Origin of the sequence: Flavobacterium sp. 20NA77.7 (genome assembly GCF_031326205.1) — a bacterium.
GTDB lineage: Bacteria > Bacteroidota > Bacteroidia > Flavobacteriales > Flavobacteriaceae > Flavobacterium > Flavobacterium nakdongensis.
This window is the reverse complement of the sequence record NZ_CP133721.1, coordinates 1,020,984-1,036,732: the sequence shown is the minus strand read 5'-3', so window position 1 is coordinate 1,036,732 and position 15,749 is coordinate 1,020,984. Positions and strand designations below refer to the sequence as shown.

At 30.1% G+C, this 15,749-nt stretch carries 14 protein-coding genes; 8 read left to right on the top strand and 6 right to left on the bottom strand.

All coding sequences use genetic code 11. The features are described 5' to 3' along the window. Nucleotides 1-51 precede the first annotated feature (51 nt). From RF683_RS04580 to RF683_RS04570, 3 genes are read left to right on the top strand one after another with little or no spacing between them, the layout of a single operon-like run. Nucleotides 52-855 carry a DUF3822 family protein gene (locus RF683_RS04580; protein ID WP_309533014.1) on the top strand — a complete coding sequence of 268 codons (804 nt, stop codon included), beginning with the start codon at nucleotides 52-54 and terminating at the stop codon, nucleotides 853-855. Then, nucleotides 852-1,412: a 16S rRNA (guanine(966)-N(2))-methyltransferase RsmD gene (gene rsmD, locus RF683_RS04575; protein ID WP_309533013.1), complete on the top strand. Its 561-nt coding sequence runs from the start codon at nucleotides 852-854 to the stop codon at nucleotides 1,410-1,412. The genes RF683_RS04580 and rsmD overlap by 4 nt, the downstream gene beginning before the upstream one ends. Further along, nucleotides 1,393-1,785, top strand: coding sequence for a hypothetical protein (locus tag RF683_RS04570; RefSeq protein ID WP_309533012.1), 393 nt, complete (start codon nucleotides 1,393-1,395; stop codon nucleotides 1,783-1,785). Before rsmD ends, RF683_RS04570 begins: the two co-directional genes overlap by 20 nt. On the opposite strand, the gene RF683_RS04565 is transcribed toward RF683_RS04570, so the two are convergent. From RF683_RS04565 to RF683_RS04540, 6 genes are all read right to left on the bottom strand, one after another. Beyond that, nucleotides 1,782-2,165 carry a methylglyoxal synthase gene (locus RF683_RS04565; protein WP_298660485.1) on the bottom strand — a complete coding sequence of 128 codons (384 nt, stop codon included), beginning with the start codon at nucleotides 2,163-2,165 and terminating at the stop codon, nucleotides 1,782-1,784. The two genes, RF683_RS04570 and RF683_RS04565, sit on opposite strands and share 4 nt — an antisense overlap. Next, nucleotides 2,158-3,315, bottom strand: a complete 1,158-nt coding sequence (gene nhaA / locus RF683_RS04560) for a Na+/H+ antiporter NhaA (RefSeq protein WP_309533151.1) — start codon at nucleotides 3,313-3,315, stop codon at nucleotides 2,158-2,160. The genes RF683_RS04565 and nhaA overlap by 8 nt, the downstream gene beginning before the upstream one ends. Nucleotides 3,316-3,418: 103 nt before the next feature. Then, nucleotides 3,419-4,270, bottom strand: a complete 852-nt coding sequence (locus RF683_RS04555; protein WP_298660477.1) for an N-acetylglucosamine kinase — start codon at nucleotides 4,268-4,270, stop codon at nucleotides 3,419-3,421. A 10-nt stretch (nucleotides 4,271-4,280) separates the two neighbouring features. After that, nucleotides 4,281-5,285 carry a type I glyceraldehyde-3-phosphate dehydrogenase gene (gene gap / locus RF683_RS04550; RefSeq protein ID WP_298660479.1) on the bottom strand — a complete coding sequence of 335 codons (1,005 nt, stop codon included), beginning with the start codon at nucleotides 5,283-5,285 and terminating at the stop codon, nucleotides 4,281-4,283. Between the two features lie 44 nt (nucleotides 5,286-5,329). Further along, entirely contained in the window at nucleotides 5,330-6,316 is a 987-nt protein-coding gene (pfkA, locus tag RF683_RS04545) for a 6-phosphofructokinase (protein WP_309533011.1), read from the bottom strand. 135 nt (nucleotides 6,317-6,451) lie between these two features. Further along, entirely contained in the window at nucleotides 6,452-10,897 is a 4,446-nt protein-coding gene (locus RF683_RS04540; RefSeq protein ID WP_309533010.1) for a translocation/assembly module TamB domain-containing protein, read from the bottom strand. Between the two features lie 164 nt (nucleotides 10,898-11,061). Between RF683_RS04540 and tsaD the strand changes: the two genes are divergently transcribed. From tsaD to RF683_RS04515, 5 genes are read left to right on the top strand one after another with little or no spacing between them, the layout of a single operon-like run. Continuing rightward, nucleotides 11,062-12,084: a tRNA (adenosine(37)-N6)-threonylcarbamoyltransferase complex transferase subunit TsaD gene (gene tsaD, locus RF683_RS04535; RefSeq protein WP_309533009.1), complete on the top strand. Its 1,023-nt coding sequence runs from the start codon at nucleotides 11,062-11,064 to the stop codon at nucleotides 12,082-12,084. A 3-nt stretch (nucleotides 12,085-12,087) separates the two neighbouring features. Further along, a complete protein-coding gene (locus RF683_RS04530) occupies nucleotides 12,088-12,792 on the top strand; it encodes a 16S rRNA (uracil(1498)-N(3))-methyltransferase (RefSeq protein ID WP_309533008.1) in 705 nt (234 codons plus the stop codon). Further along, the gene (locus RF683_RS04525; RefSeq protein WP_309533007.1) at nucleotides 12,785-13,426 is read left to right on the top strand and encodes a DUF4159 domain-containing protein; all 642 of its coding nucleotides are present in this window, start codon (nucleotides 12,785-12,787) and stop codon (nucleotides 13,424-13,426) included. The genes RF683_RS04530 and RF683_RS04525 overlap by 8 nt, the downstream gene beginning before the upstream one ends. Before the next feature lie 52 nt (nucleotides 13,427-13,478). Next, nucleotides 13,479-14,570, top strand: a complete 1,092-nt coding sequence (locus RF683_RS04520) for an AI-2E family transporter (protein ID WP_309533006.1) — start codon at nucleotides 13,479-13,481, stop codon at nucleotides 14,568-14,570. Beyond that, nucleotides 14,567-15,742, top strand: a complete 1,176-nt coding sequence (locus RF683_RS04515; RefSeq protein WP_309533005.1) for a THUMP-like domain-containing protein — start codon at nucleotides 14,567-14,569, stop codon at nucleotides 15,740-15,742. Before RF683_RS04520 ends, RF683_RS04515 begins: the two co-directional genes overlap by 4 nt. The last annotated feature ends 7 nt before the right edge of the window (nucleotides 15,743-15,749 follow it).

Sequence of the window (15,749 nt, the reverse complement as noted above, 5' to 3'; positions counted from 1 at the left end):
ATGATAGCATATTTCAACAAAAAATGTAAATTTGTATCATAAACCCTATTCATGCATTCAGATATTACACAAAAAACATACAAAAAGTTAAGTTTTGAGGTTGCTCCTCATGCATTGTCTTTTTGCGTAACAGACTTAGTTAGCAATAAAATTGTTACACATAAAAGTTTTGAAGTAAATGTGAATGAAGTCATGGAAGAAGCTTTTTGGAAAATTTTTGTAGAGCATCCTATTCTTGCTGAAAAATATGATGAAATTGTAGTTGTACACAACTCTAATCTAAATACATTTGTTCCTACCTCTCTATTTGATCCTTTGCAGTTGGGAAGTTATTTACAATATAATTCTAAAGTATTTGAAACAGATTATTTTGCTTACGACTATTTAGATACGTATGAATTAAATAATGTTTTTATTCCTTACACGGCTATAAACAACTACCTATTAGATCATTATGATACCTTTGATTTTAAAAATTATAATTCTATTTTTGTAAAAAAGGCATTAGACTTTTCAAAAAACAAAGATTACAAACAAGTCTGGGTTCATTTTCAAAAAGATAGATTTGAAATTGTTGTAACAAAAAACCAACAACTTTTACTTTTTAATACGTTTACCTATAAAACTTTAGAAGATTTTATTTATTATGTGTTGTTTACTTACGAACAATTACAACTAAATCCAGAAGCCGTTCCTTTACAATTTATAGGTGAAATAGATACAGAAAGTAGTTATTTTAAAATTGCTTACAAGTATATTAGAAACTGTTCTATTCTTGATGTTACGCATTTAACCCATGCTTTTGGCACTACCGAAAAGGAATTATTAAAGCATTTTATACTATTCCATTCATGAGAATAATTTCTGGAAAATTTAAAGGAAGAAGATTACAAGCGCCTAAAAACCTACCTGTAAGACCTACAACAGATATGGCTAAAGAAGCCTTATTCAACATATTAAATAACCATTTTAATTTTTCGGAATTAAAAATATTAGATTTATTCGCGGGTACAGGAAATATTAGCTACGAGTTTGCCTCAAGAGGCTCCGCTCCTATTTTGTGTATTGATGCAGATTTTGGCTGTGTAAACTATATTAAAAAAATAGCAAATGAATTAGATTTTGATATAACAGCTATAAAAAGTGATGTATTTAAGTTTTTAGAAAAAAACAATAGTACGTATGATCTTATTTTTGCTGACCCTCCCTATCATTTAGAACAAAAAGATTTTGAAAAAATTGTTCAATTGACATTTGAAAATGAATTATTAGATGAAGTGGGTATGTTAATAGTTGAACATTCAAAAGATACAAAATTAGATCATTTAGGCTATTTTTCATTCGTTCGAACGTATGGTGGTACTGCTTTTTCATTCTTTGAATATGAAAATGATGAGGAAGAAGACGAATAAATTAAAAATACTAGTCTTACTTTTAGTACTAACTTCATTAATTGGCTATACAGAATGGGGTAATCAACAATCGATGTTCATATTTCAAATGGAGTATGAGTTGTTGACTATAGCTAAAGAAAATACAACTGCTTTTTCACATCCGTTAATACTCTTACCGCTACTAGGACAATTTTTATTAATTTATTGTTTACTCGTAAGTAATCCAAAAAAAGTATTAATTATAAGTGGAGCTTCTGCTATTTTTATTCTTTTGTTTGTTTTCTTTTTAGTGGGACTTTTAACGCAAAAAATAAAAATAATAACTAGTGCTTTACCTTTTCTCACTATTTATTTTTTTACCCTTTGGTACGCTAAAAAAACAAAAAATTAATCTAACGTTAATGCATTTAATAAAAGTTGAGCAGTGGCTTCATTGGTCGCAAGTGGTACATTATGCACGTCACAAATACGAATAAGCATATTAATATCTGGCTCATGTGGGTGACTACTCATAGGGTCTTTAAAGAATAGCACCATTTTACATTTTCCTTCTGCTACTCTAGCCGCAATCTGTGCGTCACCACCTAAAGGACCACTCAACATTTTTTTAACTTTGATTCCAGCAGCTTCAGCTTTACCGCCTGTTGTACCTGTGGCGATTATTTTAATGTTTTCTTGATGGAGTATTGCACTGTTCTTATTTAAAAACTGAACCAAATCTGCTTTTTTGCCATCATGAGCGATTACAGCGATTTCAAATTTCTTATTCATTGTTATCAACGGGTTTATTTTTTAATACTATTTTTAAAAAGACATATCCCAAACTACCTGCCAGTAATGACGCTAACATAATGATTAATTTTGCATGAGTAATAAGCATTTCATTTTCAAAAGCCAATAACGTAATAAAAATAGACATTGTAAAGCCAATACCTCCTAAAAATCCTACTCCAACAATAGTTTTCCAATTTAACCCTTCTGGTAATCTACAAAATCGAAGTTTAACAGCGACAAGTGTCAGTAAAAATATTCCTAGTGGCTTACCAATAATCAAACCTAATGCAATACCAATACTAGATGTAGCAACTAGAATTTCTTCTATATTACCATTAAACGCTATAGCTGTATTTGCTAATGCAAAAATGGGAAGTATTACAAAAGCCACAGGTTTATGTAATGCATGTTGCAATATATAAGAAGTTGATTTTTTTTCTCCCTTTCCAAAAGGTATAGCAAAAGCTAAAAGTACACCTGTAATAGTGGCATGAATACCTGAATGCAACATGAAATACCACATTGCAACACCTCCTATTAAATATGGAATTAAATTTCTAACTTTAAAATATTTTCCTAAAATAAATAAGCCTATAAATAGTGCTAGTGCAATTAGTAAATTTGTCCAGAGTATTGTTTTAGTGTAAAAAAATGCGATAACCAAAATGGCACCTAAATCATCTATTACTGCTAAAGCTGTCAAAAATATTTTTAACGATACGGGCACCCTATTTCCTAATAAAGATAACACACCTAATGCAAAAGCTATATCTGTAGCCATAGGTATTCCAGCACCAGATTGTGTAATTGTACCCCAATTAAAAAACAAATAAATTCCTGCGGGAATTAACATACCTCCTATTGCTGCAAAAATGGGCAATAAAGCATCTTTTATATTTGATAATTCACCTTGATAGATTTCACGTTCTAATTCTAAACCAATAAGTAAGAAAAAAACAGTCATGAGTCCATCATTTATCCAATATTCTAGAGTTTGGCCAAAAACAGGAGCCGCCCAAAAATGATGATAACTAGTACCAAAAGATGAATTAGCTACTAGTAAAGAGATTATTGTACACAAAATTAAAATTAATCCTCCTATTTTTTCGCTCTCAAAAAAGTTTTTAAAAATTTTAGTTCGTAGCATATTCATTTTTATTGAATAACAAAAATACTGAATTTTAAAGAAAAAACCCTTTGTAAATAATCAATTACTTACAAAGGGTTAATAAACCATTTAATTCGGCTAACTATTTATTTAGAATGTGGTATTCTATCAAACCATCAATAGGTCTTCTTAGTACATTGCCTAATTTAATTCCGTATTCATTTAATGTTTTTTCTAATTCATCTTTTAAATAAAACGCTATCGAACCAACAAAATGGACAGGTACTTCTTTACAATTTTCATATTGCATAATATAATTTTCTACAAAAGAAACCATTTCTTCTTTAATAAACGCTTGACAAAAAGCATCGTCTTTGTGTCTTATTAAAAATTCGGCAAATGTAGCTAAATAAGCATTTGGATTAGGTTCTTTATACAAGTTTTGCTTTACAGCATCAGGCTCCACATCAAACTCTTTTTCAAATTCTAAGGCCAAATTTTGAGGCATTTTATTGAAATAATATCCTCTAATTAAATGACGCCCAAAACGATTACCACTACAATCATCCATAGCAATATAACCTAATGATTGTACTTTTTGATGCAAAACAGTTCCATCAAAATAACTACAGTTTGAACCTGTTCCTAAAATACACACAATTGCTTGTTCATTTTTGGGTGTTGTAGCATATACTGCTGCATAAGTATCTTCATAAACCGAAACTTTTGCATTTGTAAAATAGGCTTCAAAAACAGTAGTTAAGAAATTTTTCATTCTGTCCGTACCACAACCTGCTCCATAGAAATACAAATGTGTCGTTTTTGCCTTATTATGAGAAATATCAAATTTATCTTCTAAACGAGATATGATTTCTTCTTTCGTCAACACTTCAGGATTTAAACCTAAAGATTGTGTGGTAAAAAGAACTTTACCATTATCATCTATGGCAATCCAGTCTGCTTTAGTGGAACCACTATCTACAAGTAATTTCATGCTACTAGATTTATTTAATCGAATTGATATGTACTGCTAAATCAATTAATTTTGATGAATAACCATATTCATTATCATACCAAGAAACTAATTTAAAGAATGTACTATTTAAGCCAATTCCTGCTTTAGCATCAACTATTGAAGTTCTAGTATCAGATACAAAATCTTGAGATACAACTAAATCTTCAGTATAGCCTAAAATTCCTTTTAATTCATTTTCAGAAGCATTCTTCAATACATTCATAATTTCATCATACGAAGTTTCTTTAGCAACTTTAACAGTTAAATCAACTACAGAAACATCTACAGTAGGTACACGCATTGACATTCCTGTAAGTTTACCATTTAATTCTGGAATAACTTGACCCACTGCTTTAGCTGCACCCGTAGAAGATGGAATAATATTACATGAAGCTGCACGTCCACCTCTCCAATCTTTCTTTGAAGGCCCATCACAAGTCATTTGAGTTGAAGTGGTAGCATGAACAGTAGTCATTAATCCTTCTACTATTCCAAAGTTATCATGTATAACTTTAGCTAAAGGAGCCAAACAGTTTGTTGTACAAGATGCATTTGATACAATTGTATCATTGGCTGTTACTTTAGTGTGATTTACACCCATTACAAACATAGGTGCGTCAGCTGATGGAGCAGAAATAACTACTTTTTTAGCGCCACCTTTAATGTGTGATTGAGCAGTTTCTAAAGTAGTAAATATACCCGTACATTCTGCTACAACATCAACATTCACAGCGTCCCATTTAATTAAACTTGGATCTCTTTCTGCTGTAACACGAATGTGTTTATCATTTACATATAATTTCCCGTCTTTAACTTCAACTTTACCTTTAAATTGACCATGAACTGAATCATATTTTAATAAATAAGCCAAATGATCTACATCTAATAAATCATTAATAGCGACTACTTCTACATTATCTCTGTTAAATGTTTCTCTAAAAACTATTCTTCCAATTCTACCGAAACCGTTAATTCCTAACTGTAATTTTGACATATTATTTATTTGTTGAGATTATTATTTTTTAGTTATTTTTATTTTTATATTGAAATGATATCAGATACTTTTACTAATTCAGCATCAACTCTTGACTGCCCTTTTATAGCTTGTTCTAATGGTGTTAAAGTGACTTTATCTTGTAATAAGCCTACCATTAAATTTGTTTTCCCTTCTAATAAAGTTTCTACTGCTTTGACACCTAATCTTGAGGCTAAAACCCGATCAAAGCATGAAGGCGTTCCACCTCTTTGCATATGACCTAAAACAGATACTCTTACATCATATTCAGGCATGTTTTCTTCTACATAATCTTTTAATTCAAAGACATTTTTACCTATTTTATCACCTTCAGCTACGACAACAATAGAAGATGTTTTTCCAGATTCTTTACTTTTACGTAACGAATCAATTAGACGATCTAAACCTAAATTTTCTTCAGGGATTAAAATTTCTTCGGCACCAGCACCTATTCCTGCATTTAAGGCAATATGACCTGCGTCTCTGCCCATAACTTCAACAAAAAATAAACGATTATGAGAATTAGCCGTATCTCTAATTTTATCAATGGCTTCTACGACAGTATTTAAAGCTGTATCGTAACCTAAAGTATGACTAGTACCAAAAATATCATTATCAATAGTTCCAGGAATTCCAATCACAGGAAATTTATATTCTGAATTAAATATTTCTGCTCCTGTAAAGGACCCATCACCACCGATAACAACTAGAGCATCAATTCCATTTTCTTTCAAATTGGCATGGGCTTTCTGTCTTCCTTCCGTTGTCATAAATTCTTTTGAACGGGCAGATTTTAGTACAGTACCTCCTTTGTTTATAATATTTTTAACTGCACGGGGTCCCATCTCTTTAAAATCACCTTCAATCATTCCTTGATAACCTCTATAAATACCCACACATTCTACGTTATAAAACGCACAAGCCCTTACTACAGCTCTAATAGCGGCATTCATACCTGGTGCATCTCCACCAGATGTTAAAACGCCAATTTTTTTGATAGATGTTGTCATATCTTATTATATATTTTGTAAAATTATAAAAGGATTTTAGTAATTTTATTATTAAATGTAATTTATTTTATTAAATTCTCATTTTCAAACGATTTCGTTGATAAATAATTCAAAAAATTAAAAATAACAAAAGTCTTAATCAATTTCTGGAACAATTTGCGGAGGGGTTTTCTTTTTCTCTTCATTAATTTGACGTTTACGCGTCTCCTCAATAAAATTAATCATATCTGGCGATATTTCAGAGTCTGGCAAATGATCTTCTGATTTGTTTGTTGTTTTCTTGTTTTTCTTTTGAGATCTAAATAATTCATGCAACAATGATTTAAAATCATCAAAATCTACACTATAAGAAAGTCCAATACCCTGTGTATAACCCGTATTTTGACCTGTAGCTAAATAATTGATATCATTCTCTTTGTTAAAAACATGCGCTGTTAAACTACCGTCTTCATTAAGTTTTAACTCTACTTCTACATTACCCACTACGTAGGATTGATTTACGCCACCAACAGGAACTCCTACATTCCCATTAATACTTAATTTATCGTTGATTTGTGTATTAAGGGTAACTAAAGCTCTATCTGATATAGCTCTTTGCTTATCTCCTACTTGATAGTCTACACCAAATTGTAATTTGTTTTCCCCATCAGAAAGCACTTCTCCAAACAGACCTTTAGCAGTTTCTAAAAATGACCCGTACCATGATGTGTTTGTAGCTGCTACAAAACTTCCCGTAGCTAATAAACCAAAAGCTTGACGTTGTCTAAAATCTTTGTCTTGTAAGCGGTAATCAATTTCACTCTTTAAAGAAGATTGTACCGTAGGGAAATTAATAGTAAAGTCGGATTGTGGGTTACTCAAATCTCCTGTTATAGCAATGACTACTTCTGTTGGTATTTTTTTATTAACAGATGCACTTTCAATTAATACACCGGGGTTAGCCTGAGTAGTGTAAACGGCTTCTAAATCTAATATAGCTGACATTGGATCTCCATCCCATCGTATGGTTCCTCCTTTTTTAACACTAAAGTTTTTATCAAATAAATTTCCATATCTAAATAAATATTTACCTTCTATCACTTGGAAATCCCCCACCATATTAAATTTCCCTAAGGTATTAATATTCATGTTTAAAGAACCCAGTCCTTTACCTTTCATAGCATGTCCTGTTTCTCTATTTAAAATAACTTCTATTTCTGCATCAGTGGTAATATCAAAATTAAAATTTAAATCTATTCCTTTATAGGTTTTTGTTTCTTTCTTAGCTTTCTTTGTTCCAAATTTTTCTTCTCGCGTAACAAAATGAACGTATGAATTATCACCAATAGTTTCTGATTCATTTACAGGTATTTTTAAGCTCGTTCCTTTAGCAGAGGAACCGTTAGCTTCTATTACTAAAGCATTTACTGGACCTTCAATTGTTCCATATCCATTAAAAAATGCTTTTCCAAAGTAATAGGCATCTTCAGAATCTTTTGTGTCTAAAACGAGTAATCTATCTGAATTTATTTTTAAATCCATATCCCAATCTTCTAATTTTTTATGAGATATAGTACCACTTAATACACCACGTGTTTTTTCTGCTACGTCGATAAGATTAATATTTTTAAACAAAAATTTATCTTCCGTAATTCCAATGATTGCATTTTTTTCAAAATCATAATCTACGTTTAAATAAGGTACTTTTAAACCTGCTTTATTTAAATAAATAGCACCATTAATGTCAGGATTTTCAAGTGATCCTACAATATTAGCACTTCCAGAAGCCTCTCCTCTCACATTTTCTAAAATTCCTTTTAAAAATCCTCCCAGAGGTGCAATGTTTAAATTTCGAAAACCTGCATCAAGAGATAAAATAGGTTTTTTATTAACAAATTCTACAATTCCTGTGGTAAAAAATGTTTCACTATCTTGGTAATTTAAATTTGCATTGACATTAAATTTTCGCAAGCTTTCATCTCCTGAAACTTTTACATCTAAATTACCTAACGGTGTATTATTAATCACTAAATCTTTAACACGTAAATCAGTAGTAGGCTCAAATAAAGTTTTTATTTGTTTATAGGTAATCTTACCATTTACTTGACCACCAAAAGAAAGATTCTCCAATTCGGGAGTAATTTTTGCAATATCTACATCTTTAAAATTCAAACTCAAATCTTTATAGGTTGAATCTTTCATTACACCACTAAAATCAATAAATTGATTATTATGAGATAAGGTTAATTTATTAAATTCAAAATTTTGAAATTTCTTGTCAAAAATAATAGCGTTATCATCGGTATCATTTTCGTTAATGTACCATTGGGATTTTTTAAACGTTATATCTGATTTTTTGAAACCAACAACTGAATTTTTATTTTTATCAATCGTGTGAAATACATTTATATCAAAACGATCTTCTCCTTTTGGTCCTCCTTTAAACTCTGAACGAAGAAATAAGGTATCGTTCATGGTAACATTAATTAAATTAAAATCAGAAATCTTATACATTTCCGAATTGATACTATCTAACGTAATATATGTATTGTATAACGGGTTTTTATTGTTAATAGCTACGCTTATTTTGTTGAATTTAGTACCATATACATCAATTAATGGTGATTTAAAATCAAACTTAAACAATCCGTCAGTTGCATTAATTTTACCTTTTACAAAAGTATTTTCAGCAACATGAATATCAGGAAAAAATAGTTCCACAATCTTACTATGAATGGTAATATCAAAGTCTAAATATTGATTTTTTTGTAGTTTATGAGGCGAATAATTTGCATATAAACTTCCTACAGCGTTTTCAACAATTTTATTAATTTCTTGTACTTTATATTTACCTACTACTTGACCATTTATCATATCCGATGAAACCAATGAAACGGTTCTCACATTATTACTATCAAATGTTGAGAATAAAGTTGCTTCATCAAAATAATAGGTTGATTTTGAATTTTTATACGTAATATTGTTTATTGATGCCTGTCCTATTAAATCGTCTAAACTGTTTCCTTTCGCTTTTACTGAAATTTCTCCTGAAAATTCTGATAGTTCATCTTTTTTATACCAATTAATTTTTTTCAAATTTGCATACGCTATTTGAGTAGTAAAATCATATTCTTTTTTCGTTTTACTCAAATCTATTAAACCATTAAAAATCATCTTAAGGTTTGGATCATTACAACTAATGTCACCCTTAAAATAAGGCATTTTAAACAAACCATCTAATTCGATATTTGAATAAGCATACCCATTAAAGGTGAATTTTTGTGCGTTACCCGTGAACGTTGTGTTCAAATATTTTTTTGTAAATCCTCTTCCATCAATTTTTGCGTGTAAACTTGCTAGTCCGAAGGTTGGAGTAGCAAATAATACCCCTAAATTAAATTGATTTAATGTAAATTCACCTTTATATGTTGCTTGATCAATAACATCTAAGCCGTTCAAAGTAAAATCGGCCGTTGCTTGTCCTACTTTAGAGAGTAAAGTTATATCAGCGATTACTTGTTTTTTTGTTAGAAAAAATTCACCTGAAAGCAGTATGTTTCCAAAATTTTTAAAATTTTCGGGTAATTTTTTTCCCAATAATGAAGGCATTACTTTTGCAAGTCCTTGTCGACTAGTGGAAAGTCTATCAAACTTTCCATTTAATGAAAATTTTTGATGTGATTTACCAAAACTGTTTACTAATTTGATTTCTCCTACAATCTCATTTCCATTAAAATCCATTACTTTTAAATTATGAAACGCTAAATTATTGAGCGTTCCTATAACATGTGAATCAATAAAAAACAGTTGATTTTTACCAAATTCTGGATAAAAACAATTTAAGTCATTTGAAGAAATTTTACCTTCATGGATTTGCAAATCAAAAATAACTTTATTGTTAAAATCAGAAAAATCTTTTCTGTTATAGAGCAATTCAGTTCGCCCTTTAAATGAAGAATGAGCCGTAACTAACTCTAATTCATTTAACAAAATATTCTTCTTTGTATAGGTAAAATCTGTAGTTAAATTTTTTACTTCAATACCTCTATGATCTTTAAATGAAAGTTTATAAGCATACGCAGTCACATTAGCTCCTTTAACAAAAAAATCGTCTAATTGACCGTTTAGATTTTTAAAATCAACAACTCGAGTATCCTTTAAATTAGCATCAATATATCTAAATCGGCTGGTTTTAAGATAAATAGAATTAGCTTTCAATCGAAATTTTCCCGAAGAAGGCTTTCCATCGTCAAAAGCAGCTACAAAACGATCTAAATTCGTATCACGTTCCCCTTTATATTGTATAATTTTAAAATTTAAGCCATCAAGTCTTAAGTCGCCAAAATAAGGATGCCCGCTATTATATAATTTTGAAAAACTTAAAATTGAAGTTTGCAATCTATCAATATGTGCCAACGTATCTTGGCGATGATCTGTAATTTGAATATCATTTAACTTCACACCACCAAAAGGAGTAATAGCCACTCGCTTAATAGTAATATTTACACCAAAATCTTCTTTTAATGCGTTAGTTGCATAGCTTCCTAATTTCGTTTGTACAACAGGTAATGACAGTAAAATTGCTGCTGTAACTAGTAGCAATAATACGCCAAATAAGAATCTAAAGACTATTTTTCTAACTTTTTTGATGTGTATTTATTTTTATTTTAAAAAAAGAATGTCATTTTTCTTGCTATTAGCAACAAAAATAAGCAATTTTGTAGGACATTCACAATATTGGGAACCAAATTTCATGCCTAACACTAATGAAAGATAAAAAAACATACATTTTAGCTATTGAAAGTTCTTGTGACGATACTTCTGCTGCTGTATTATGCTACGATAAAGTTTTAGCAAATATAGTTGCCAGACAAAGCGTACATGAGGCATACGGAGGAGTTGTTCCCGAATTAGCATCAAGAGCGCATCAACAAAACATAGTTCCTGTGGTTGATGTAGCGCTCACAAAAGCTGGTATTACGAAAGATGATTTACATGCAATCGCTTTTACACAAGGCCCTGGACTTATGGGTTCATTGCTAGTTGGAGGAAGTTTTGCGAAATCGCTGAGTCAAGGTTTACAAATTCCTCTTATTGCTGTAAACCATATGAAAGCACATATTTTAGCTCACTTTATAGATGAAGAAGGATATGAAAAACCTACATTTCCATTTTTAGCCTTAACTATTTCGGGCGGACATACACAAATTGTAAAAGTATCTAGTTTTTTTGATTTAGAAATAATTGGTGAAACAACTGATGACGCTGTAGGGGAAGCTTTTGATAAAAGTGCAAAAATACTGGGATTACCTTATCCTGGTGGACCTTTAATAGATAAGTATGCCCAAGAAGGAAACCCGAAAGCATTTTTATTTACTAAACCTAAAGTTGATGGATTAAACTTTAGTTTCAGTGGTTTAAAAACTCAAATTTTATATTTTATTCAAAAAAACGTAGCACTAAATCCGAATTTTATTGAAGAAAATAAAGCAGATATTTGTGCTTCCATTCAGCATACAATTATTGAAATATTAATGGATAAATTAAAATTAGCTGTAAATGAAACGGGAATAACCCAAATTGCCATAGGAGGAGGTGTTTCTGCTAATTCTGGTATTCGTTTTACATTAAAAGAAGCTGAGAAAAAATATGGATGGAAAACATTTATTCCTAAATTTGAATATACAACCGATAATGCTGCTATGATAGGAATTGTAGGGTATTATAATTATTTAGAAGAAAATTTTTCTTCCCATCAAGTCGTTTCAAAAGCTAGAATTGAATTTTAACGTATGCAATTATTCTATAATTTAGACATCAAACAAGGTGCTATAACTTTCATTTTCGACAGAGAAGAAAGCAAACATATAATTAAAGTTTTACGTAAAAAAGATGGTGATAAAATATTTATTACTAATGGTTTAGGATTTTTATTTGAATCTGAAATTATATTGGCTTCTGAAAAAAAGTGTGAAATAAAAATTTTAAAAGAAACCTTTATTGAACCTACTTCGTTCTATAGCCATCTTGCTATTGCACCTACAAAAATGAACGATAGGATGGAATGGTTTTTAGAAAAAGCAACTGAAATAGGCATACACGAAATTACACCTATAATTTGTGATCATTCTGAAAGAAAAGTTTATAAAATTGATCGAGCTGAGAAAATTATTCAATCAGCTTTAAAACAATCTAACCAATATTATTTACCAAAAATTAATGAACCTGTAACTTTTTCTCAATTCATTAAGAAAGATTTTGAAGGGCAAAAATTTATAGCACATTGTGAAGAAACAGACAAAAAATCATTTAAAACCGAATTGCAAAAAAATACTAACGTTTTAATTTTAATTGGCCCCGAGGGTGATTTTTCTGTTAAAGAAATTGAATTGGCCCTACAAAATAAATTTATTCCTGTATCTTTGGGAAACACAAGATTACGAACAGAAACAGCTGCTTTAGTGGCTTGTCATACAATTGCACTGACAAATGAATAAACTTATAGTATTAGGGATGTATATTTTTTCAAACTTGGCATTTTCTCAAGATATTGCTTTGTTAAAATATTCTGGTGGTGGTGATTGGTACGCTAATCCTACCTCTTTACCTAATTTAGTTAAATATTGTAACCAAAACATTACTACAAAACTCAATCAAAAAATAGCAACTGTTGAACCCGGAAGTGCTGAATTGTTCTTATATCCTTTTGTTCATATGACAGGTCATGGTAATGTGGTTTTTAGTGCTAGCGATGTTGTAAATTTAAAAAACTACTTATCAGCGGGAGGTTTTTTGCATATTGATGACAATTACGGAATGGACGAATACATTCGAAAAGAAATTAAAAAAATTTTTCCTGAGGCATCTTTAACTGAAATTCCTAAAAGCCATCCCATTTTTCAAGGGCCTTATTCCTTTCCGAATGGATTACCTAAAATTCATGAACACGATAATAAACAACCTCAAGCTTTTGGCATATTTATTGAAAATAGATTAGTACTTTTATATACGTATGAATGTGATTTAGGAGATGGTTGGGAAAATCAAGAAGTGCATGGCGACCCGATTTCTGTGAGAGAGACAGCGCTTAAAATGGGTGCAAATATTATCAATTACGTATTTAAAAATTAATTAACTGTACATCTTTTCTACTAAAATGATGTTGATTTAAAAACGGAAAAATATGATTTCTAAAGAAATTTCAAAAGCACTATTACGTACACTTTTTATATTACTAGCTGTAGCTGGAGGATTTTATATTCTTTATTTAATTTCAGCAATACTCACCTATTGTATTTGTGCTATTTTATTGAGCTTTATCGCACAACCTATCGCGAAATTTCTACAAAAAAAACTAAAATTTTCATCCACATTAGCCATCATTTCCGCTTTATTATTCTTCACAATTATTATCATTGGTATTTTATTATTGTTTGTACCTTTAATAATGACACAGAGTCAAAAATTAGCCTTACTTGATTTGAATGCCCTACAAAAAAATTACCATGTTTTTATTTCACAAATTGACAATTGGCTGCAATCTTATTCGATAGACTATAAAAAATATATCGATTTTCAAAAATTATCTAAATCATTTAATTTCAGTTTCATTACTGATATATTAAACACCATCATTGGTTCAATAGGTAACTTTAGCATGGGGCTTTTTTCAACCTTTTTTATTACCTTTTTCTTAATGAAAGATCAAGATTTATTATTGAGAAATTTAAAAGCTGTTCTTCCCAAAAATCACCGTTGGCAAATCTTAGCTTCATTACTTAAAATAAAAAACATGCTTGCTCGGTATGCAATTGGATTAGTTTTACAACTTCTAGTTGTTTTTATCCTTTATTTTATTGTTTTACTTTGCTTTGGTATTGAAAACGCTTTAATTATTGCTTTTTTAGGAGCTATACTTAACATTATTCCTTACATAGGACCCATTATTGCATTACTAATGACTGCTTTTTTAACAATGACAAATGGTATCACACAAGACTTTAGTTCTGTCACATTGCCCACAACGCTCTATGTAAGTTTAGGATATATTTTTGTTCAAGTAATAGATAACAATATTAGTCAACCTATTATTGCTTCAAAAAGTACTAATTCACATCCCTTAGAAGTTTTTATTGTAATCTTAATTTCTGGTAGTTTACTAGGTATTACGGGTATGATTGTGGCTATTCCTTTATACACTTCAATTAAATTTATTTTAAAAGAATTTTTTCCAAAAAATAAATTTATACAAGTATTAACAGCAGCACTAAAATGATTGTAGGCCTACTATCTAAGGAAATACAAGAATTTATTACTAATTCTTTGCAGAGTAATATTGCCAAATTAGCCCTTTCAAAAAATCCATTTCCTGAAGTGGAATGGAAGGAAATTCTAACTCAAATTGTATCTAAAAATAAAGCTAAAAATAAATTACCTACTTGGTTTCAGAACGAAAATATATATTATCCATCAAGCCTTTCCATAGAACAATCGTCATCTGAAAGCACCGCTAAATATAAAGCTTCTTTAGTAAAGGGAGAAGTTTTAGCAGATTTAACCGGTGGATTTGGAGTAGATTGTTACTATTTCAGTGAACACGTTACAACTGTTTTTCATTGTGAAAAAAATCAGGATTTATCTGAAATCGTGGCTTATAATTACAAAAAACTTAACAAAAGTAATATTAAATGTATTATAGGTGATAGCGCCCTTTTTTTAAAAAATTATACTGAGAAATTTGATTGGATATATATTGATCCAAGTAGAAGAAGTGACAGCAAAGGAAAGGTGTTCATGCTCAAAGATTGTTTGCCAAATGTTCCTGAAAATTTAGCTTTTTATTTTGAAAAAACAAATCAGATACTCCTAAAAACAGCACCAATACTGGATATTGCCGCGGGATTAAAAGAATTAAAAAACGTTAAATCTATTCATGTGGTTGCCTTGGAAAATGAGGTAAAAGAACTCTTATGGGTACTTGAAAAAAATTATGACAAAGAAATTTCTGTTAGCGCAAATAACCTACATGATAAAAAGACAGACACTCTTTCTTTTATATTAAACAGTGAAGAACAGCTAACCTATTCGTTACCTAAACTATTTATATACGAACCCAATGCAGCTATTCTAAAATCGGGAGGAGCAAATTACTTGTGTACTACCTATCCTGTAACAAAGTTACATTCGCATTCTCACCTTTTTACAAACGATAAGCTAATTGATTTTCCAGGAAGGCGATTTATTATTGACCAACAAATACCTTTTACTAAAAATGAGATTAAAAAACAGTTACAAGGTAAAAAAATGAATATTACTACCCGTAACTTTCCTTTGTCTGTAGAAGAAATTAGAGGAAAATATAAAATTAATGACGGTGGAAATGTATATGCTTTTTTTACAACCAATCTAAATGACGAAAAAATTGTTTTACTTTGCAGCAAAATTTAGCCCCACT